This window comes from Methylobacter tundripaludum (assembly GCF_002934365.1).
Taxonomy (GTDB): domain Bacteria; phylum Pseudomonadota; class Gammaproteobacteria; order Methylococcales; family Methylomonadaceae; genus Methylobacter_A; species Methylobacter_A tundripaludum_A.
Map to the genome: position 1 here is coordinate 66,680 of NZ_PTIY01000007.1, position 18,515 is coordinate 85,194.

At 48.5% G+C, this 18,515-nt stretch carries 16 protein-coding genes; 8 read left to right on the forward strand and 8 right to left on the reverse strand.

All coding sequences use genetic code 11. The features are described from left to right. The first annotated feature begins 88 nt into the window (after nt 1-88). The gene (locus B0F88_RS10040) at nt 89-1,771 is read left to right on the forward strand and encodes a BatD family protein (protein ID WP_104423918.1); all 1,683 of its coding nucleotides are present in this window, start codon (nt 89-91) and stop codon (nt 1,769-1,771) included. Nucleotides 1,772-2,084: 313 nt separating this feature from the next. Here the strand turns inward: B0F88_RS10040 and B0F88_RS10045 are convergent, their stop codons facing one another. From B0F88_RS10045 to nudE, 3 genes are all read right to left on the reverse strand, one after another. Further along, nucleotides 2,085-2,636: a DNA-binding protein gene (locus tag B0F88_RS10045; RefSeq protein ID WP_104423806.1), complete on the reverse strand. Its 552-nt coding sequence runs from the start codon at nt 2,634-2,636 to the stop codon at nt 2,085-2,087. After that, nucleotides 2,636-3,778, reverse strand: coding sequence for an XRE family transcriptional regulator (locus B0F88_RS10050; RefSeq protein WP_104423807.1), 1,143 nt, complete (start codon nt 3,776-3,778; stop codon nt 2,636-2,638). The genes B0F88_RS10045 and B0F88_RS10050 overlap by 1 nt, the downstream gene beginning before the upstream one ends. A gap of 80 nt (nt 3,779-3,858) precedes the next feature. Further along, the gene (gene nudE, locus B0F88_RS10055; protein ID WP_104423808.1) at nt 3,859-4,407 is read right to left on the reverse strand and encodes an ADP compounds hydrolase NudE; all 549 of its coding nucleotides are present in this window, start codon (nt 4,405-4,407) and stop codon (nt 3,859-3,861) included. Nucleotides 4,408-4,452: 45 nt separating this feature from the next. Here nudE and yrfG point away from each other — a divergent pair, with 45 nt between their 5' ends. Then, nucleotides 4,453-5,109 carry a GMP/IMP nucleotidase gene (gene yrfG / locus B0F88_RS10060; RefSeq protein ID WP_104423919.1) on the forward strand — a complete coding sequence of 219 codons (657 nt, stop codon included), beginning with the start codon at nt 4,453-4,455 and terminating at the stop codon, nt 5,107-5,109. 7 nt (nt 5,110-5,116) lie between these two features. On the opposite strand, the gene B0F88_RS10065 is transcribed toward yrfG, so the two are convergent. Then, complete coding sequence (locus B0F88_RS10065) at nt 5,117-6,436, reverse strand: DEAD/DEAH box helicase (RefSeq protein WP_104423809.1); 1,320 nt, start codon at nt 6,434-6,436, stop codon at nt 5,117-5,119. A 97-nt stretch (nt 6,437-6,533) separates the two neighbouring features. On the opposite strand from B0F88_RS10065, the gene trxA reads away from it, so the two are divergent. Next, nucleotides 6,534-6,860, forward strand: coding sequence for a thioredoxin TrxA (gene trxA / locus B0F88_RS10070; RefSeq protein ID WP_104423810.1), 327 nt, complete (start codon nt 6,534-6,536; stop codon nt 6,858-6,860). A 238-nt stretch (nt 6,861-7,098) separates the two neighbouring features. Continuing rightward, the gene (gene rho / locus B0F88_RS10075; protein ID WP_104423811.1) at nt 7,099-8,355 is read left to right on the forward strand and encodes a transcription termination factor Rho; all 1,257 of its coding nucleotides are present in this window, start codon (nt 7,099-7,101) and stop codon (nt 8,353-8,355) included. 140 nt (nt 8,356-8,495) lie between these two features. Here rho and B0F88_RS10080 read toward each other — a convergent pair whose 3' ends face one another. From B0F88_RS10080 to B0F88_RS10090, 3 genes are read right to left on the reverse strand one after another with little or no spacing between them, the layout of a single operon-like run. Continuing rightward, entirely contained in the window at nt 8,496-8,768 is a 273-nt protein-coding gene (locus tag B0F88_RS10080; RefSeq protein ID WP_104423812.1) for an oxidative damage protection protein, read from the reverse strand. Continuing rightward, nucleotides 8,765-9,814, reverse strand: a complete 1,050-nt coding sequence (gene mutY, locus B0F88_RS10085; RefSeq protein WP_104423813.1) for an A/G-specific adenine glycosylase — start codon at nt 9,812-9,814, stop codon at nt 8,765-8,767. Before mutY ends, B0F88_RS10080 begins: the two co-directional genes overlap by 4 nt. A 10-nt stretch (nt 9,815-9,824) precedes the next feature. Next, entirely contained in the window at nt 9,825-11,930 is a 2,106-nt protein-coding gene (locus B0F88_RS10090) for an AsmA family protein (RefSeq protein WP_104423814.1), read from the reverse strand. Nucleotides 11,931-12,075: 145 nt separating this feature from the next. Between B0F88_RS10090 and B0F88_RS10095 the strand changes: the two genes are divergently transcribed. Beyond that, nucleotides 12,076-12,360, forward strand: coding sequence for a hypothetical protein (locus B0F88_RS10095; protein WP_104423815.1), 285 nt, complete (start codon nt 12,076-12,078; stop codon nt 12,358-12,360). 84 nt (nt 12,361-12,444) lie between these two features. On the opposite strand, the gene B0F88_RS10100 is transcribed toward B0F88_RS10095, so the two are convergent. Continuing rightward, nucleotides 12,445-14,076, reverse strand: a complete 1,632-nt coding sequence (locus B0F88_RS10100; RefSeq protein ID WP_104423816.1) for a DUF342 domain-containing protein — start codon at nt 14,074-14,076, stop codon at nt 12,445-12,447. Nucleotides 14,077-14,499: 423 nt separating this feature from the next. On the opposite strand from B0F88_RS10100, the gene rfbB reads away from it, so the two are divergent. The 3 genes from rfbB (at nt 14,500) to B0F88_RS10120 (ending at nt 18,509) form a co-directional block, all read left to right on the forward strand. Further along, nucleotides 14,500-15,567, forward strand: a complete 1,068-nt coding sequence (gene rfbB / locus B0F88_RS10105) for a dTDP-glucose 4,6-dehydratase (RefSeq protein WP_104423817.1) — start codon at nt 14,500-14,502, stop codon at nt 15,565-15,567. A 248-nt stretch (nt 15,568-15,815) separates the two neighbouring features. Then, a complete protein-coding gene (gene rfbA, locus B0F88_RS10115; RefSeq protein ID WP_104423818.1) occupies nt 15,816-16,712 on the forward strand; it encodes a glucose-1-phosphate thymidylyltransferase RfbA in 897 nt (298 codons plus the stop codon). A gap of 381 nt (nt 16,713-17,093) precedes the next feature. After that, nucleotides 17,094-18,509: a mannose-1-phosphate guanylyltransferase/mannose-6-phosphate isomerase gene (locus B0F88_RS10120; RefSeq protein ID WP_104423819.1), complete on the forward strand. Its 1,416-nt coding sequence runs from the start codon at nt 17,094-17,096 to the stop codon at nt 18,507-18,509. Nucleotides 18,510-18,515 lie beyond the last annotated feature (6 nt).

Here is an 18,515-nt window from a genome sequence, read left to right on the forward strand (position 1 = left end):
TACTGGTTTTTTAAAACGCTTAATTTCAGACCGCTTCGTATTTTTATGAGATTCGCGTAATACCCGTTGATTAATCCAAATGACGAACATGAACGCTATAAAAAAATTATTCCTTCTTTTGTTACTGCTGAATTTTGTGCCTGACGCTGTTGCCGCACAAATTGATGTGTCGTTTGACCGCAGTTCGGTCAGCCTGAATGAAGCTTTCCAGATCATTTTTACCGCCAACGGCACGCCGGATAACGACCCGGATTTTAGCCCGCTGGAACAGGATTTCGAGATACTCGGACAAAGCCAGAGCAGCAATTCGTCCTGGATTAACGGGCAGTCCAGCAAGACTATACAGTGGACGCTTAACGTGATGGCCAAACATCCTGGCAGTCTGGTTGTTCCGCCGGTGAAGTTTGGCGATGACGTCAGCCTGCCGGCAAGTATCTTGGTTACTCAGGTGATAGCCAATAAAGCCGTCGATACCGGCGATGATTTGTTTCTGGATGTCGAGGCAAGCCCCCAAAGTCCTTATGTGCAATCCCAAGTTCTGTATACCGTGCGGCTGTACAGAAGAGTCGAAATCGCCCAAGCCGGCCTGAATGAACCGGAACTGGGCGATGCGGTGATTGAAAAACTCGGCGATGACACCAACTACAACACCCAGATCGATGGGGTGAACTACCTGGTTACCGAGCGGAAATATGCGATTTTTCCGCAAAAAAGCGGTTCTGTGACCATCAAGCCTCTGGTATTGACTGCGGAGGTTGTGGCGCATAGCCGCCCGAATTTTAACGGTTTTTTTAATTCCCAGACGACCAGGACCAAAAAGATATTATCCAAAGCGGTGACGCTGGACGTGAAGCCCGCTCCCGCCGCGTTTACCGGGCGGCATTGGCTTTCGGCCGAACAACTGGTTTTAAAGGAAGAGTGGTCGGGCGACAACCAGCAAATGAGAGTCGGCGAACCGTTGACCAGAACCCTGACATTACTGGCAAAAGGTGCAACGGTCGGCCAGCTGCCGGAGATCAATGCCGTCAAAATTGACGACCGGCTGAAAACCTATCCCGACCAGCCGGTATTGCAGGAACAGAAAAAACCGGAAGGCCTGATCGCGTTCAGGGAAGAAAAAATAGCCATCATTCCGTCAAAAGCAGGCTTCTATAAATTACCGGCGATAGAAATCCCTTGGTTTAACAGCCAAAGCCAAAAAATGGAAGTCGCCAAAATTCCCGAAGCCTCCATCACGGTGATGGAAGCGGCAGGAACCCAGCCGGCTCCGTTTGTGCCGGCAGCTCCGGCGGTGCAACAACCGCAACAAGCCGAAGAGGCCGCGCCGGTTACGAACCCGCCGCAACAGCAAAATGTCTGGTTATGGGTTTCGGTGTTTCTGGCGATAGGCTGGTTGGCGACATTGGTTTACTTTTTGGCCAAGCGCCCGGCTAAAAAGCCGGTTGTGGAAAAAACCGAGCCGGAAATACGTTTGGCCGATAGCGTAAAAAAACTCAAAAAAGCCTGCATGGATAATAATGCCGCAGCCGCCAAGGACGCTTTGCTGGCATGGGGGCGGCAAAAGTCCGGCGCCGCAAGCCTGAGCGCTATCGCCGAGCTGAGCGATGCAAGGTTGAGGGATGAAATTTTGCTTTTGAACCAGGTTTTATATGGCAAGACGGCGGAGCCGTGGCAGGGCAAAAAATTGTTCCAGGCGTTTGTCGAAAACAAAGCCAGGGAAAAAATAGCGGCTACGAAAGATGACAAACTGGAGCCGCTTTATCGTTTATAAAAGCATGGCGGCAGGAATACACGAAGAACAGCAAAAAACAAAGATAAAGCTTCGTGTTCTTCGGGAGTGGTTTAGATGTAGACCGGAATAAGGTCATCCAAGTCTGTCCTGAGCTTGTCGAAAGGGCGCGTAGCGCGAGGTGGCGTTTCCGGCGAGTTCAGTAGTGTTTGCCGGAAACGCCAGTTCTCGCTGCCGCTCGAATCGGCTTATTCTGGCCTACGTTACTGATGTAATGAAACTCAACGATCAAAGCCAATGGTTGACGAGTTGGGCTTTGAGGCGCTCTGCCCAGTTAACGGCTTTTGTTGGTCGATTACTGGACAGGGAATAAGCGCCTAAAGTCCGCCTCCAAGTTGGCAGGGCGATCTCCGAAGTTCCGCCAATAATCGCACAGCCCTTTAATGGTCTTCATATCCGTGTGACCGCAGTCCAGCATGATTTTCAGCAGCTCTAAGGTGGGTATAACCTTGGCATCAAACGCATCGGCCAGAGCAGTCATATCCTGATCGTCAGTGACTACCGGGATGTTCAGTTCAATTGCATAAGCGATGTGTAGGACATCCACACGCGAGGGACCCGGCAGGTCGGTTTGCACATGATCCCACAGGTACTCGAAGGTTTGGTCGATGGCGTTTTTCTGCTTTCGACTAATGTTTGGGAAGTGCTGGCGATTCAGGACATATTCGTCTTCGGTCACCCAATAGAAGGTGTTTTGTAGCTTGTAGACTTCTAGCTCTTTGTTGAGTTCGGGGAGGATATACAAGCAGTATTCGTTATCGCCAAATGGCATGGATAACAAGGGGCGGATGGTTTGGGCCAACCTAAGATAGGCATTGGTATCAACAAGTATTTTTGACTGGGGCATCAGGTTAACTCTGTGTGGATACTCCGGGCATCTAGGAGTGGCATATCCAACACAGTCTGAACGAAGCCAGGGCCTTTGTTGTTTTGTTTTAAATAGTGGCGCAACAAGTCAAAAAATGGTGTCTCGAACACATGCTCGACTTTGGCAATATAATCCCGTGCGCTGGGTTTGCCGTTATTGTCCCGCGCTATATCGACAAATAGCGTGTCGCTGAGGTTAAGGTATTTCTTGTTGAAGTTGGTTACGGCACCATCGAACGCCTTACCTAAATGGATTTCAGATTTGTTTACATGCAAAGCATACTTATTAACCTGCCTGATAACTGTATACGGCGAGATTGTTTGCGCATCGGCTAGGGTGACTACATGAGCAATTTTTGCTGCATTGGTAGGCTGTTGATTAATGCTGATATAGGCTTTTTCTGCTAGTTCGTGAGGATATAATAAGCTACCCGAAAACGCATCGGCAAAATCTTCGGCTTCATCACCGTCTAAGTTAGGCGACAAGCAATGCCCCAACTCATGCGCCATCCAAAACTTGAAATCGTGAATATTGGTATCAAGATTGAGATACACCCAAGTGCTTTGAGAATCCGGCAGGAAAATATGGACTGCGTTCTCATGGCGCTTCTTACTGCCCCACAACACAGGGATAACGACCGCTTGGAGTTCGCTAAAGCGACGAATCAGATGATTAAAATCAATGGTATCGGTTGCGCCCAAGTTAATGTCTTCCCGCACTTTCGTAGCAGCCTTACGCAGAAAGTCATAGTCGCAATTGGGTGACTTGAACACAGGTGGCATTTCCAGTGTATCGAACGGTAAAAAAGGAACCAATTCCCGCAAGAACCGCCCTATTTCCTGAGCTTTCTCGATATGATGATCTTTGGTTTTAGTGCCTTTCATTTTGCGAAAGGCAATTTTGGGGGCGTTAGGCTCTTCTTTGATTACCAGCTCGTGGAGGCCTAGGTTTAGCAGCTTACCTAGCTGAAGCAATTTATTTGGACGTGGAAAAGACTTATCATTTAGCCACTGAGAAACCGCCTCTTTAGATACGTCAAGCTTCTCTGCAATTGAGGTTTGAGTAAGCCCTGCCGCTTCAATGGCCTGTCGAGTATTTGTTGTATTTAGTCTCTTTTGCATGTGCTAAGTATATGTGCAAGTCAAGTTATGTCAAGTTTTGGTCTCTTCTAATATTAAATAAGTCTGTGGGTGGTTTTTTGCTACGTCGCCTTGAAATATTCCAGCGCCATAAACAGCGCCGCAATCGAACGGGCCTCGGTACATTCCCCGGTCGCTAATAATTCATTGATATTGCGTAATTTCCACGGAACAACTTCCAATTCTTCCGGTTCGTCGCCGTCCAGTTTTTCGGCATATAAATCCTGGGCGAGGACAATTTCGGTCATGTGTTCCAGATAGGACGGCGCGATCGAGAAAGAGCTTAAATGATGCAGGTTTCTGGCGCCAAAGCCGACTTCTTCTTTAAGTTCGCGGTTTGCGGCATCCATAAAGGATTCCCCGGCATCGGTCTTGCCTTTGGGCAGGCCCAGCTCATAGCGATGCACACCGGCGGAATATTCCCTGATCAACAACACCGTCTCGGCGTCCAGCATCGGCACAATCAGTACGGCGCTGCCGGGATTGCCGCGGGCCAGCCGTTCGTAGTTGCGCAGTTCGCCATTGGTAAATTCAATATCCAGCGACTCGATACGGAATAACCGGCTGGTGGCGATGGTGGTTTTGTTAAGGATGGTCGGTTTTTCAGCCATTGTGTTATTTTATTAAGTATTTTTTTGCAAATATAACGCACTATGATGATTGATTGGAAGAAAGTTGACACTGTTTTGCTGGATATGGATGGCACGCTGCTGGATTTGAATTTCGATAACCATTTCTGGAAGGAGTTTGTGCCGCTTAAATTTGCCGAAAAACAGGGCTTGTCGATAGAAGCCGCAAAGCAGCAGTTGCAGCCGCGCTTTAAAAGCATGGAGGGCAAATTGGAATGGTATTGTCTGGATTACTGGAGCGATGTTCTAGAGCTGGACATTGCCGGACTGAAAGCGGAAATTTCCGGGTTGATTGCGGTATTGCCGCATGTCACGGAGTTTTTAGAAAAAGCCCATCAGTCGCCCAAAAAAGTGTATTTGGTGACCAATGCGCATCGCGGCAGCTTGGGCCTTAAGATGGAAAAAACCTGTTTGCAGGCATTTTTCGACGGCATCATCAGTTCCCATGATTTGGGCTATCCGAAGGAACAAGCCGAGTTTTGGCGCTTGCTGCAACAGCGGGTACCGTTTGAAAAACAAAGCGCATTGCTGATCGATGACAGCCTGGCGGTGCTCAATTCCGCCAGGCAGTTCGGTATCGCCCATTTAATTTCGGTGAGCAGGCCCGATACCAAACAGCCTAAAAAAGAAATAACCGATTATCCTGCTATTGAGGACTTTCGGGAATTGATGGCCGGGCTGTAGGGTTATACTAACCCGGCCTGCGCGCTTGATTTGGACGTTTTCCCTGATACTCGCTTCTGGGTCTGTCGGGCCTTTTTTCAGGGATTACAATGTCGGCCAAAAGATCGGCGGTAATGGGCAGAACCGGAATTTTCTGTTCAATGTATTCTTCGATATCCGGCATTGAATAGGCATATTCTTCGCAGATAAAACTGATCGCGACGCCGCTGGCGCCAAAGCGCGCAGTACGGCCTATCCTGTGCACATAATCTTCGACGTCCTGCGGCAGGTCGTAATTAAACACATGGGACACGTCGGCAATATGCAGGCCGCGGGCCGCAACATCGGTTGCAATCAGCAAGGCGATTTTGTTTTCCTGAAAATCGGCAAGCAGGCGCTGGCGTTTGTCCTGCGGCACATCGCCGCTGAGCGCGGCGGTCTTGTAACCGTTAGCGTTCAGGACGTCATCGAGCCGTTCGGCGCAGCGCTTGGTGTTGACAAATATAATGCTGCGTTGGGGCTGATGCTGATTCAATATGCCGACCAGCAAAGGGATTTTTTGTTCATTCGACGGACAAAATGCGCTTTGCTGGATCGCTTTAGAGGTGACTTCTTCGGTTTCGACGCGAATCAAAACCGGATTGTTCATGTGTTCGTAAGCCAGCTCGGTGACTTTGTAGGATAACGTCGCCGAGAACAGCATGTTCAAACGCTGGTCCGGCGGCGGCATGCGCCGCAATAAATAGCGGATGTCCTTGATAAAGCCCAAATCGAACATCCGGTCGGCTTCATCCATCACCGTGACTTTGACGTTATCCAGCGTGAACGCGTTTTGCCGGTAAAAGTCGATGATACGGCCCGGCGTACCGATGATGATATCGACATTGGCTTTCAGGCTGTCCAGTTGTTTTTGATAGTCGGTGCCGCCGTATATCAGGGCAAATTTAAGCGTGAGATGCTTGCCCAGTTGCAATGCATCCTTGTGGATCTGAATGGCTAACTCGCGGGTTGGCGCGAGAATAATCGCTCTGGGATATTTGATTTGTTTGCTTTTGGCGGCGACTTTTGGCGTCGGTTTTTCCGCATCGATGTCATCGTCGGCTTCTATTTCTGCATCGTCCTCGGCATCATTGATTAAATACTGAAAAGTGGACAGCAAAAAAGCGGCGGTCTTGCCGGTTCCGGTTTGGGCTTGCCCCGCAACATCCATGCCTCGCAACGACAAAGGTAAAGCTCTTTTTTGGATCGGGGTGCAGTGATCAAAGCCGGCGTCTTTTAAGCTGCGTAAGATAGAATCAGACAATTCGAGATTGCTGAAGCGGGTTTGAGTTAAATGTGTATTGTTCATAGGCTATAGGATAACGTAAAAATCAAATCAGCTGAAATTGATTGACTACTCTCTTCATCCCTCCTATAGTTTTGCTTTTGATAATTGGAGAAATAAAGTGAGCGATTCAGTCCTTCATGTAAGCGATAGTGAGTTTAACGAAACTGTTCTTAAAGCTGCTGGTCCAGTGCTGGTTGACTATTGGGCTGAATGGTGCGGACCTTGCAAAATGATTGCGCCGGTCCTGGATGAAATTGCCAAAGAATATGCAGGCAAACTGACCGTTGTAAAATTAAACATAGACGAAAATCAGGACACTCCGCAACGTTACGGTGTACGCGGCATTCCAACATTGATGCTGTTTAAGGACGGCGAAGTGGAAGCAACCAAAGTAGGCGCATTGTCAAAATCGCAACTTGCCGCCTTTCTTGATAGCAATATTTAATATATGACCTCCATGGAAGGAGCGAATGATGCAGATGATTGCCCCGAGCAATCGCTGCTCCCCTACTCAGGCCTGTCATAAAAGGTTGGACGGGGCTGAGTACTTGGGTTACACTTATGCGGTGCGAAATCTAAGCGCACCCCAGCATACCGTCCGATAAACCACATCCCTGAATTATAATCCTGTCCTCGTAGTTGCGGTTTAACACCGTTTGTACTTTTTCTTGAGTCGTCCTTTTATGAATCTAACTGAGTTAAAACTAAAACAAATAAGTGAAGTTATTGAAATCGCCGAGTCCCTCGGACTTGAAAATGTCGCCAGATCCCGCAAGCAGGATTTGATTTTTGCCATCCTGAAAAAACAGGCAAAAGCCGGCGACGATATATCAGGCGACGGCGTTTTGGAAATTTTACAGGATGGATTTGGTTTTTTACGGACGCCGGGTTGCTCCTATTTAGCAGGTCCTGACGATATTTATGTTTCACCCAGTCAGATCAGACGATTTTCTTTAAAGACCGGCGATACGATTAGCGGAAAGATCAGGCCGCCGAAAGACAACGAACGTTATTTCGCGATGCTCAAGGTTGACCAGATCAATTTTGAACCACCGGAAAACACCAAAAACAAAATCACCTTCTCAAACCTGACCCCCCTATTTGCCAAACAAAGATTTGTTCTTGAACAGGGCAACGGCACCAGCGAAGACTTAACCGGACGCATCATAGATTTAATCGCCCCGATCGGAAAAGGCCAACGCGGCTTGATCGTGTCGCCGCCTAAAGCCGGTAAAACCATGATTCTGCAAAGTCTGGCTCAAGCGATAGCGGAACAAAATCCCGAGTGTTATCTGATTGTATTGCTGATCGATGAACGTCCCGAGGAAGTCACGGAAATGGAGCGTTGCGTGCGCGGCGAAGTTATTTCCAGTACCTTTGACGAACCGGCAACCCGTCACGTACAAGTTGCGGAAATGGTTATCGAAAAAGCCCGTCGATTGGTCGAGCATAAACACGATGTGGTCATCTTGTTAGACTCGATTACCCGTCTGGCCAGAGCTTATAACACCGTCGTTCCTTCTTCAGGCAAGATATTAACCGGTGGTGTCGATGCCAATGCATTGGAAAAACCCAAACGTTTCTTTGGTGCGGCGCGGAACATAGAAGAAGGCGGCAGCTTGACCATTATCGCCACAGCTCTGGTTGATACCGGTTCAAGAATGGACGAGGTTATCTACGAGGAATTCAAAGGTACCGGCAACATGGAGCTGCACCTGGATCGCAAAATTGCCGAGAAAAGAATTTACCCGGCGATCAACATCAACCGTTCCGGCACCCGGCGGGAAGAATATCTGGTTGATCCCGATACCCTGCAAAAAACCTGGATCTTGCGCAAGATCCTTCAGCCGATGGATGAAACCGCGGCGTCAGAATTTCTGATCGGTAAGCTTAAAGATTTTAAAACGAATGCGGAATTTTTTGATTCGATGAAGCGGTAGCATCAACTTGGGAGCCGGCGCATATACTCTCTTTTATTCACCACGAAGGCACGAAGGACACGAAGTTTAGTTTTTTCTTCGTGCCTCGGCAATTGCTCCTGCATTCATGCAGTCGTTCGTGGTGAGAAAAATGCTTTTGATCAGCCTTTTGGCGGCACATAGCCTTCCGGCATGTCGTTGTTGCCTTCAAACAGAAACTTGGTTCTTTCTTCGGCTAAAAATGTCCTGGTCTTAGGGTCGAAGCTGGCTAATCTTCCTTCGTTAATCAGCATGGTTTGCTTGGCTAACCATTCCTTCCAGGCTTGCTTGGATACTTTCTCAAATATCTCCTGACCCTTGGGGCCTGGAAACGGCGGCGCATCCAGGCCTTCGGCTTCTATTCCCAATTTTACGCATTTAACCAGTCTAGTCATTTTATTCTCGTTTGTGATTGTTGGAGCAACAGCTTAATCGGTGCGGCTAAGCCAAGCTGATTAGCGTGTTCAGCTTTATACCAGACAGTTTGGCCGGCTTCCATCACAAAATTTATAAGGTTATCGGATTGAATCAGCAGCGGCGTGTAATCCAAATGGTAGTGGGAAAAAGTATGGCGCCGGGTTGTCAGCGCCTGCTGGTCGGCAATATGAATGCTCCGGGTTAGGCACCAGTCGTGCGCCGCCTCAACGCTGTCAAATTCCGGCAGACTCCATAAGCCGCCCCAGATACCGGTTGGCGGTCTTTTTTCCAGCAATATCCGGTTGTCGGCATTGCTCAGCAATAACAGGGTCAGTTGTTTGACCGGCAAGGTCTTGGCAGGTTTCGGCGTCGGGAATGCCGATACATTGTCTGTACGCCTAGCCAAACAACCGGTATTAAGCGGGCAAGCCTCGCAAGTCGGCTTGCTGCGGGTGCAGACGGTTGCGCCCAAGTCCATCATGGCCTGGGTGTAATCCGCAACGCGCGCTACGGGAGTCAGCTCAGCGCTGATCGCCCACAGTTTTTTATTGACCGCGCTGTTGCCCGGCCAGCCGGAAACGGCTTTAAAACGGGTCAGCACTCGTTTGACATTGCCGTCGAGAATCGGGTGGCTTTTATCAAAGGCGATGCTCAATATGGCTCCCGCCGTTGACAGACCTATGCCGGGTAGATCGATCAGATCATCTAATGTATCAGGGAAGTTGCCACGTTCGTCAACGAGCTGCGCCGTTTTGTGCAGGTTGCGGGCGCGGGCGTAATAGCCCAAGCCCGACCAAAGATGCAGAACCTCATCTATAGGCGCATTCGCCAAACTCGCCACATCGGGGAATTTTTCTATAAAAACATTGAAGTAAGGGATAACGGTAGCGACCTGGGTTTGCTGTAACATGGTTTCGGAAAGCCATACGCGGTAAGGTGTAAGGTCTTTTTGCCAAGGCAGATCTTTACGCCCGTATTGATCGAACCAGGCGAGGATGTTTTGTTGAAAAGCTGAAGGGGTCATAGCAAGCGGCCTACTTTAGGAAGTTCTTTAACAGGTCGCCGACACCAGGGCCTAATTTTTTGTCGATTTTGTTGATCAGTTTTTCAATCTTGGCTTTGTTTTGATCGGTTAATAGTGAGGCTATATCAATTGTATAAGACGGCTTGTCCAGCGTTCCTGCAATATCAATGGCTATGGCGGCTTTAACTTGTTCAGGTTCAGTGGCGGCTACCTCATCATTAAGCAGCTTGGCGTCGATTTTATAGTCCACGGCTTCAGAGTTCAGGTTTATGTTGCCCTTGCCATCGACACGGAGTTTGGAGGATTTGGCAACAAGGTCGTTGTTTTGAATGACGCCGTTGTTGATCGTCGCGGTACCGCTCATTTCTGTAAACAGCGTCTGGTCGGTTTTAGCATCCGCAGGCAAAGCGGACCCCTTAATCAGCGCTTTGCCGCTATCGATTATTTTTTGCAGGTTAAAACCCTTAATAACCGAATTTTTAACCAGGAAACTGAACTGGCCATTAAGCGATGATTTTAGTTCACTGGTTTTGTTGCCCTGCCCTTGCAGCTGAGTTGTCGCATCGACGATGCCGCTGATTCGGGCTTCACCGTGATAATCTTTTAGTAACGGTTCAATTTGCACATGGTCTATTTTTTCGTTTACGGCCAACGTCGATTTGTCTCCGTGCGCATCCACGCTCAGATTGCCGGAATAAGCACCCTGATAAAACTGCTGAACCGACTGTTGCGTGGTCACTGCGCCGTTTTTAGCGTTCAAATTTAACTGGATGTCCTGCATCGTCAAACCGTTGGCCTTGAGCTTGCCCACCGCCACAGAGCCTTCGGCATTGAGATTTCTCAAGGTCTCAACGGGTAAAGCGGAAGCGCCGACAGCCAGTAAAACGGCAGGGGTGGCTATCGGCTTGGATGATTTATCGGCAGGCGGTAGATAACGATCGACATCAATCGTATCAATGTCCAGCAAAAAGCCGATAGCAGGTTGGGCAAAGTTTTTTATGCCGACAGAGCCTTTGATTTGGCTATCGTCCAGCGTCATTACCAGATTTTTAAAGTCAGCCGAATCGGCCGTAGCTGCGAGGTCAAAATTAACGGCCAACTTGCCCAGCGCGTTGGCATCCTGCATGACCGGCAAGACGATGCCCAGTTGCTGCATAAACTTGGCGGGACTGAACGACGCAATGCTAACCGGCCCCTGAAAAGACGGCTTGTCCTTGATATTGGCGCCGGTCAATTCGGCAGAGAGTGCCGCATCGCCGGATTTGAGCTGCAATCCTGAAATCTTGGCTGTTTGTCGGCTCATATTCAGCGCTGTATCGGCGACGGCCAGTGCCGTCGTTAACGATTTGCCGGGAACAGTTTCGCCGGATGTCGTTACCTGCAAATCGCTATGGACTAGCGCAATACTATCGAGTTGCTCATTAACGCTTAATTCGGTACTTAGTTTGATAGTGTGAGCTGTTTTGGATTCGGTATCCGTAGCGGTCAGGGTAGCGGCAATGCCAATCGGTTCATCAAAGGCGAATTCATCGGTATTCAGGTTAAAGTCTTTTATTTCGATGTGCTTTTCGGCTTGCAGGTCGTCCCAGTTAATCCGGGCATTTTCAATAGCAATGCCCCCGATCTCAAAATCCGCCGGTGCAGCGGTGGCTATGGGCTGTTCTTCCTGTTTGCCGGCGGCGGCAGCCGGCGCTACGGTTTTGGTGTCGTCAGAAGCGGTTAGATCGCTCCAGTTGGCGATACCCTGTTTGTTTCTGGCAAGGTTTAAGACTAGGCCTTTTAAGGCGATGCGGCTGATTTCTATTTTTTTCGACAACAGCGGCAGTAGCCGCACTTTTACACTGCCCTCTTCAATTGTTGCAAAGGGGCGATCTTGAAACCCGGGCGCGTTACTGAGTTCAATTTTCCCTGTTGAAATGCTGGCCCAGGGAAATAGCGAGAGTTTTAATTCGCCGTCCAGCACCAGTTCCCGGCCGGTCTTGTCCTTAACGGCGGCGACAATTTCAGGCTTGAAGTCATTGGGATCGAAAACGAATGGCAGGATGCAGACAGCGGCAATCAGCAGAAAAGCCATTGCAGCAACAGTCGACAAAATGATTTTAAGCGGTTTTCCCACACTACTCTCCTTGCGTAAAAAAATGTAATGACAATCAATTATGGAATATGATTATCTACTTATAACAGCTGTTGCCGGTTAAGCGCCAGTTGGGTAGAGTGTAAACACTGTATATTTATTATAATTAAAAAAATGAGGTGTAAAAATGTTGCATTTGGCTAGATTTGCCGGAATTGCGGTTCTGGTATGGTTTTATTTGAGCGCAAAGGAAAAGGGTGAGTCGCCTCTTAATTGGGCTATCATTGGATTAATCGGCTATTGGATTACTTGGTGGGTGATCAAGCTGACGGTGGTTTCCGCTTTGTCCGGTATGGTTGCTAAAAATCCTATGGGAACTTTTTTGTTGTATCAGATACCCGCTTTATGTGCAATCGGCGCGGCTTTTTTAATCAGAAAAAAACTGTTGGCGGATGCCGCTGAAAAAGATTAGGTTGGATGTAAAGTTTCGGGCGAAGCGGTGCGGCGTTGCCTTTTTTAGCGCCACCTGTCTTGGCCGGATCGATTGATAAGGGGGTTAGCTCCCATAACTGATTTTTTTATCAATGAGCCGAAAAACTGTTTTCCCCCGTTCCTCTTTGGCTTTCCATATCTGATCGCCAATCCTGACTTCGACACCGGTACAGAGGGTATGATCCACAACAACTTTGGCGTACTCGGCAAACGATATTTCGGCGAGCAAGCTTTCTCGGATAGCTTGATGCTGGGCGATTTCAGTCGTCAGTTTATCCAGGGTGCGGCGCGCTTTGTTTAGGAGGCCGTTTTTGTCTTTTTCAGGGTTGTTTTCAATGAAGGTGATAATCTTTTTTATATCGTCCTGATTTTTTCCATTGGTTTCGATCTCACGGTCAATAGCATTCAGCTGCTCTTGGGTATGCGGATTTAAGCCGGCTTGAATGTAAGTTTTAATGCCGACATCAGAGCCGACTGAGGCGGCTTGTACCAGCATCATGGCGCGGGCAGTACCGCCTATGATCAGTCCTTTTTTGCCGCCGGGTTTGCCAACCAGGATCTGATTCATCGCGGTCAATTGATTATTCATGGAATATTCCTCAATGACGATGTTGGTGCCGGCTACAATATTGAAATATTTGGCAAAACGCACGCTAACCGAACCTTTACAGGAAATTTTTCCTCCAGCCGAAGCCGCCAAGCTGCTGTTGGTATCACTGTTGCCGATCACGCCGCCTTTGATGCTGATATTTCCGCCTGCTTCAAGTTCTGCGGCTTCAACGGTTCCGCCTATGAAAATATCATTTAATGCGTAAACCTTCATTCCTTCCATCACATCACCCAAGATATTAATCGTGCCGTCGAAACTTAGGTTGCCGGTCGAGATGTCCACTTTCGGTACGGTGATGGTGGGCGACACCATAACGCCATTGGGGATCAGCAGTGGTTGGCCGATGATTGAGGATACCAGCAGATCGCAATCGTCCGGGTCGAACGTGGCGCCTTTTAAATCTGAGGCGAAAGGTGTGTTCTGGCTAGGCTTTGGCGTAAGTATCTGGCCCAGGATATTTTTCCCTTTTTTTCCTTCGGTGGGAAGGGTGCGGCGCATGAGTGGATCGCCTTGCTTCACCAGAATCAGATTGCCAAGATTACGATAATCAGCGATGCCGTGTTCATTTATCTGGGGACGGCGCTCTTGCATTTCCGGCACCAGGCTATGGAACTGCGCATCCAGGCCCGGCACGGGCGGCATGCCTTGAGCAATCAGATAATCCGTGGCATGACCTTCTTTCAGTACGGCTTCGATTTCAGCGGATGTGATGAGGCCGCTGACGATGCCTTTTTCTTTCAAGGATTGCCGGATTTGTTCAAAGGTGACAGGGGCGCCTCCGTATGCGGGAGTCAGAGTTAGCCAAGCGCTCATCTTGTCTTTGGCGACAGTGATGGTAAACTCCCCATCTCGCCGCTCACCAATTTCCAGCACAAAACCGGCATTGGTATTGTTGTACATCTGTACTAAGCGGGAGAGCGCTTTTTCATCAAGGAACAGGTCGGACAGGTTTTGCTGGACTAGCATTTCTTTGATTGCAGCTGCATCCAGCGCAACTTTATATACTTCCGGTTCGAATACAGCAAGTAATTTGTTGTTTTCGTTCAGTCTGAATGTCAGAGCATCTTTATGTGTCGTCTCATCCACTGTTCGCTCCTCAGGAAAAGCTTGTAACGCTACTAGATATGAAAAGAGTCTGCATTATTTAACTACAATTATGTGAAGTATATCGCGTTTTTAATGAAAGCAGGGTGTTAAGACGGCTTCAGTTAACTAAAGGTTGTTCTGACCATTTGTCCGGTTAATTCAATTGGTCACAAAAACTATTCGATAAAGGCTGCTGTTTCTCAATATTCTGGTTTCAGAAAAAACAAACAGTATATATCCCATGTTTAGTACACTAAAAGTAACAGGTATTAAATTCCGCAGTTGTAAGTCTTAACAATAAAAAAATTTGTTTCTTTCTCATTGTTGTAGGTTACAACGATTATTATACGATAAGGCGGCTGGACAACATTGATAGATAAAGATTTCCCGGATTTTTATAAAAAGCGCAAACAGGCATATTGAATGATTTTAGTAACGGGCGGCGCCGGATTCATCGGTGCGAATTTTGTGTTGGACTGGCTGGCGCAATCCGATGAAACAGTCATCAATCTCGACATACTTAGCTACGCAGGCAACCGTGAGAATCTCGCTTCATTGGCAGGAGATGAACGGCATCTTTTTGTACAAGGCGACATCGGTGATTCCGCCCTGGTGACTAGTCTACTCATCCAGTACCAACCCCGCGCCATCATTAATTTTGCTGCGGAAAGCCATGTGGATCGATCCATTCATAGTCCGGAAGACTTCATCCAGACCAACGTCGTCGGTACTTTCCGGCTGCTGGAAGCAGTGCGTGCCTATTGGAGCAGCCTGCAAGGCGAAGTCCGGCAAAATTTTCGCTTTCTGCATGTCTCTACCGATGAAGTTTACGGTTCACTTGCCAAGGATGATCCGGCATTTTCAGAAACCCATCGCTACGAACCCAATAGTCCTTACTCGGCGAGCAAAGCAGCAAGCGACCATCTGGTTCGCGCTTATCATCATACTTATGGATTGCCTGTGCTCACCACCAACTGCTCCAACAACTACGGTCCGTATCATTTCCCGGAAAAGCTCATTCCGTTGATGATCGTTAATGCCCTCGCAGGTAAGCATTTGCCTGTGTATGGCGATGGACAGCAAATCCGGGACTGGCTTTACGTTAAAGACCATTGCAGTGCTATTCGTCGGGTACTCGAAGCAGGCAAAGTCGGCGAAGTTTACAATATCGGAGGCTGGAACGAAAAAACCAATATCGACATCGTCCACACTGTTTGCGAACTGCTTGATGAACTCCGTGCCCGAGTAGATAGCAAGAGCTATCGAGAACAAATTACTTATGTTACGGATCGCCCCGGCCATGATCGTCGCTATGCTGTTGACGCGAGCAAGATAGAACGTGAACTCGGTTGGAAGCCTGCGGAAACTTTCGATACTGGCATTCGAAAAACGATTCAGTGGTATTTGGGAAATCAGGGCTGGGTTGCCAACGTCCAATCCGGCGCTTACCGGGAATGGCTTAAACGGAACTATACTGGGCGTGTCGTATGACAAATCTGTTGGAAGAACGTTGCACGTTGTGGCTGCACGAAAGGCGATGGGCAGGGCGGCTCAACATGAAAGCCCGTCTGTTTGGAAAAGTCGGTCACGTATGTTGGGAGTGGCAACGCAGCTCTGCGCCTGCGGGTGAGCTGTTGGCACTGGATATTCCTGTGTGGCGACTTCATTAATCTGGAAGGCATCGCCCAAATCGTGGGCGCTATCATCTCCATGTTTACTGAAACTTTTGAGAAGCAATCATGACCCAACGCAAAGGCATCATTTTGGCAGGCGGCTCCGGTACGCGGTTGCACCCGAGCACATTGGCGGTATCCAAGCAACTCCTGCCGATTTACGATAAACCGATGATCTACTACCCTCTATCCACGCTGATGTTGGCAGGAATACGCGATATTCTGATTATCTCCACACCGCAAGATACGCCGCGTTTCGAGCAACTGCTGGGCGACGGCAATTCGTGGGGACTGAATCTGCGGTATGCCGTGCAATCTTCGCCAGATGGGTTAGCGCAAGCGTTCATCATCGGTCGGGAGTTTATCGGTAACCATCCTTCAGCTTTGGTGCTAGGAGACAATATTTTCTACGGGCACTCGTTCCAGAGCCAATTGAAAAAAGCCTCTCGGCAAAGTGAGGGAGCGACGGTGTTCGCCTATCATGTTCGCGATCCGAAACGTTATGGGGTGGTGGAATTCAACGTAAACGGGCACGCTATTTCGCTGGAAGAAAAACCGGACCAACCCAAGTCCAACTATGCCGTCACCGGCCTGTATTTTTACGATAATGTGGTGGTGGATATTGCCGCGAATCTCAGGCCTTCGTCGCGTGGCGAGCTTGAGATCACCGATGTGAACCGTCTCTATCTTGAGCGCGGCAAATTATCGGTTGAAATCATGGGGCGAGGCTATGCATGGCTGGATACCGGCACGCATGAATCTATGTTGGACGCCAGTCAATTTGTTCAAATGATCGAGCATCGGCAAGGATTAAAGATCGCCTGTCCTGAAGAGATTGCCTATCGCCAGGGATTCATCGATGCTACACAACTGGAGAGGCTTGCCGCCCCTTTGTTGAAAAGCGGTTATGGCGATTATCTGGTGCAGGTGCTTAAAGAAAAGGGTTTCTCGCAACGAAAGTGATTCAAACAGTTATCTCCGATTGATTACCTGTTTAGTTTCGCAATTAAGTGGTATATTTTGCTGTCAACTTAAAGATGAAAAGCAATGGGACGAGTATTACACGGAATAGCCACGACTAGGCACGCTACCAGAGTAAAAACACAAGCGTCTGGGTTCCGCAGTGTCGCATTAATCCCAAAGGAAGCATCGATAAATCTCCCTGTATGGGATATTATTATCGATTAAAATAAGCCCAATACTTAATCCGGTAAAGTATTGATAATCGGTTAGTATTATCTAATTAGTATTTTCCTTTTCGCTCATTTATGAAGTATAATTCCGGGTCTTATAATTCATTGTGTGTACTATCGTGGACGACACAATAATATCCAAGGGACGTTTGTGCGGTTGATTCCAATAATTCTTTGTGGTGGTGCCGGATCCCGGCTGTGGCCAGTTTCTCGTGAGCTGCACCCCAAGCCGTTTATACGTTTGGATGATGGGCAAAGTCTCTTGCAAAAGGCGTTTTTGCGAGGCGCATTATTGCCGGATGTGGAAGAAGTTTTAACCGTCACTAATCGGGAGCTATTCTTCAAAACAGAAGATGAGTTTCGTGAGGTAAATACTGGCGAGGTAGTAACATCCTTCATCCTGGAACCCTTCGGACGTAATACCGCTCCAGCAATTGCTGCTGCCGCTTACCAAATCGCCCAAAAATATGGTAATGATGCAATCGCGTTGGTGCTTGCCGCCGACCATTTGATTATTAACCAGCAAGCCTTCCAGGAAGCTGTGCTTAAAGCCGTCGAGCTGGCAACATCGGGCAAATTGGTTACTTTTGGTATCCAGCCCGACTCGCCCGAAACCGGCTACGGCTACATTGAGGCCGATGGCAACACGGTGCTGCGCTTCGTTGAAAAACCGTCACTTGAAAAAGCACAGGAATATCTTGCTTCTGGCCGGTTTCTTTGGAATTCCGGGATGTTCTGTTTTTCCGTTGGCGCTATGTTGCAACAGATGGAGCAGTACTGTCCGCAGATTCTTATCGCTACAAAGGCTTGTATCGAGCAGTCACGATTCGCCGAAGGCAAGGGCTATGCGCTACTTGAGCTCGATCCCGATACCTTCGCTAATGTTGCTGATGACTCCATTGATTACGCGGTAATGGAAAAATCGAATCAGGTTGCCGTTGTCCCGTGCAATATCGGTTGGAGCGACATAGGCACCTGGACGGCGTTGGGTGATCTTGCCGAGCCTGACGCCGATGGCAACCGAATCCAGGGCGATGCTCTGTTGTACGATACACGGAACTGCACCATCCAAAGTAGCGACCGCTTGGTTGGCGCGGTTGGAGTGGAAAACCTCATTATCATTGATACGCCGGATGCCGTTCTGGTGGTCGACAAATGCAGCGCACAGGATGTAAAGCACATTTACTCAGAATTAAAGATCAAGGGTCACGATGCACATAAATTCCATCGCACCGTCCACCGGCCATGGGGTGTATATACGGTACTGGAAGAAGGAAATGGTTTCAAGATCAAGCGTATCGAAGTCAATCCAGGGGCGAGCTTGAGTCTGCAAATGCACAGTCATCGGAGTGAGCATTGGGTTGTCGTTAGCGGCATTGCAAAGGTCATTAATGGTGAACGAGAAATCGTTATCAACACCAACGAATCCACATTTATTCCTGCTGGCCATAAACACCGCCTGCAAAATCCCGGGACTGTGCCTTGCGTGATGATCGAAGTGCAAAGCGGCGACTATGTTGGTGAAGATGACATTGTGCGCTTTGAAGATGTCTATGGCCGTGTGTAAGTATTA

Excerpts from the sequence above, each read along its gene's own strand:
- rfbB (WP_104423817.1), top strand. The coding sequence starts at position 14,500 with ATGATTTTAGTAACGGGCGGCGCCGGATTCATCGGTGCGAATTTTGTG.
- B0F88_RS10045 (WP_104423806.1), bottom strand. The coding sequence starts at position 2,636 with ATGCCCCAGTCAAAAATACTTGTTGATACCAATGCCTATCTTAGGTTG.
- B0F88_RS10065 (WP_104423809.1), bottom strand. The coding sequence starts at position 6,436 with ATGAACAATACACATTTAACTCAAACCCGCTTCAGCAATCTCGAATTG.
- yrfG (WP_104423919.1), top strand. The coding sequence starts at position 4,453 with ATGATTGATTGGAAGAAAGTTGACACTGTTTTGCTGGATATGGATGGC.
- rfbA (WP_104423818.1), top strand. The coding sequence starts at position 15,816 with ATGACCCAACGCAAAGGCATCATTTTGGCAGGCGGCTCCGGTACGCGG.
- nudE (WP_104423808.1), bottom strand. The coding sequence starts at position 4,407 with ATGGCTGAAAAACCGACCATCCTTAACAAAACCACCATCGCCACCAGC.
- B0F88_RS10040 (WP_104423918.1), top strand. The coding sequence starts at position 89 with ATGAACGCTATAAAAAAATTATTCCTTCTTTTGTTACTGCTGAATTTT.
- mutY (WP_104423813.1), bottom strand. The coding sequence starts at position 9,814 with ATGACCCCTTCAGCTTTTCAACAAAACATCCTCGCCTGGTTCGATCAA.
- B0F88_RS10095 (WP_104423815.1), top strand. The coding sequence starts at position 12,076 with ATGTTGCATTTGGCTAGATTTGCCGGAATTGCGGTTCTGGTATGGTTT.
- B0F88_RS10080 (WP_104423812.1), bottom strand. The coding sequence starts at position 8,768 with ATGACTAGACTGGTTAAATGCGTAAAATTGGGAATAGAAGCCGAAGGC.
- rho (WP_104423811.1), top strand. The coding sequence starts at position 7,099 with ATGAATCTAACTGAGTTAAAACTAAAACAAATAAGTGAAGTTATTGAA.
- B0F88_RS10050 (WP_104423807.1), bottom strand. The coding sequence starts at position 3,778 with ATGCAAAAGAGACTAAATACAACAAATACTCGACAGGCCATTGAAGCG.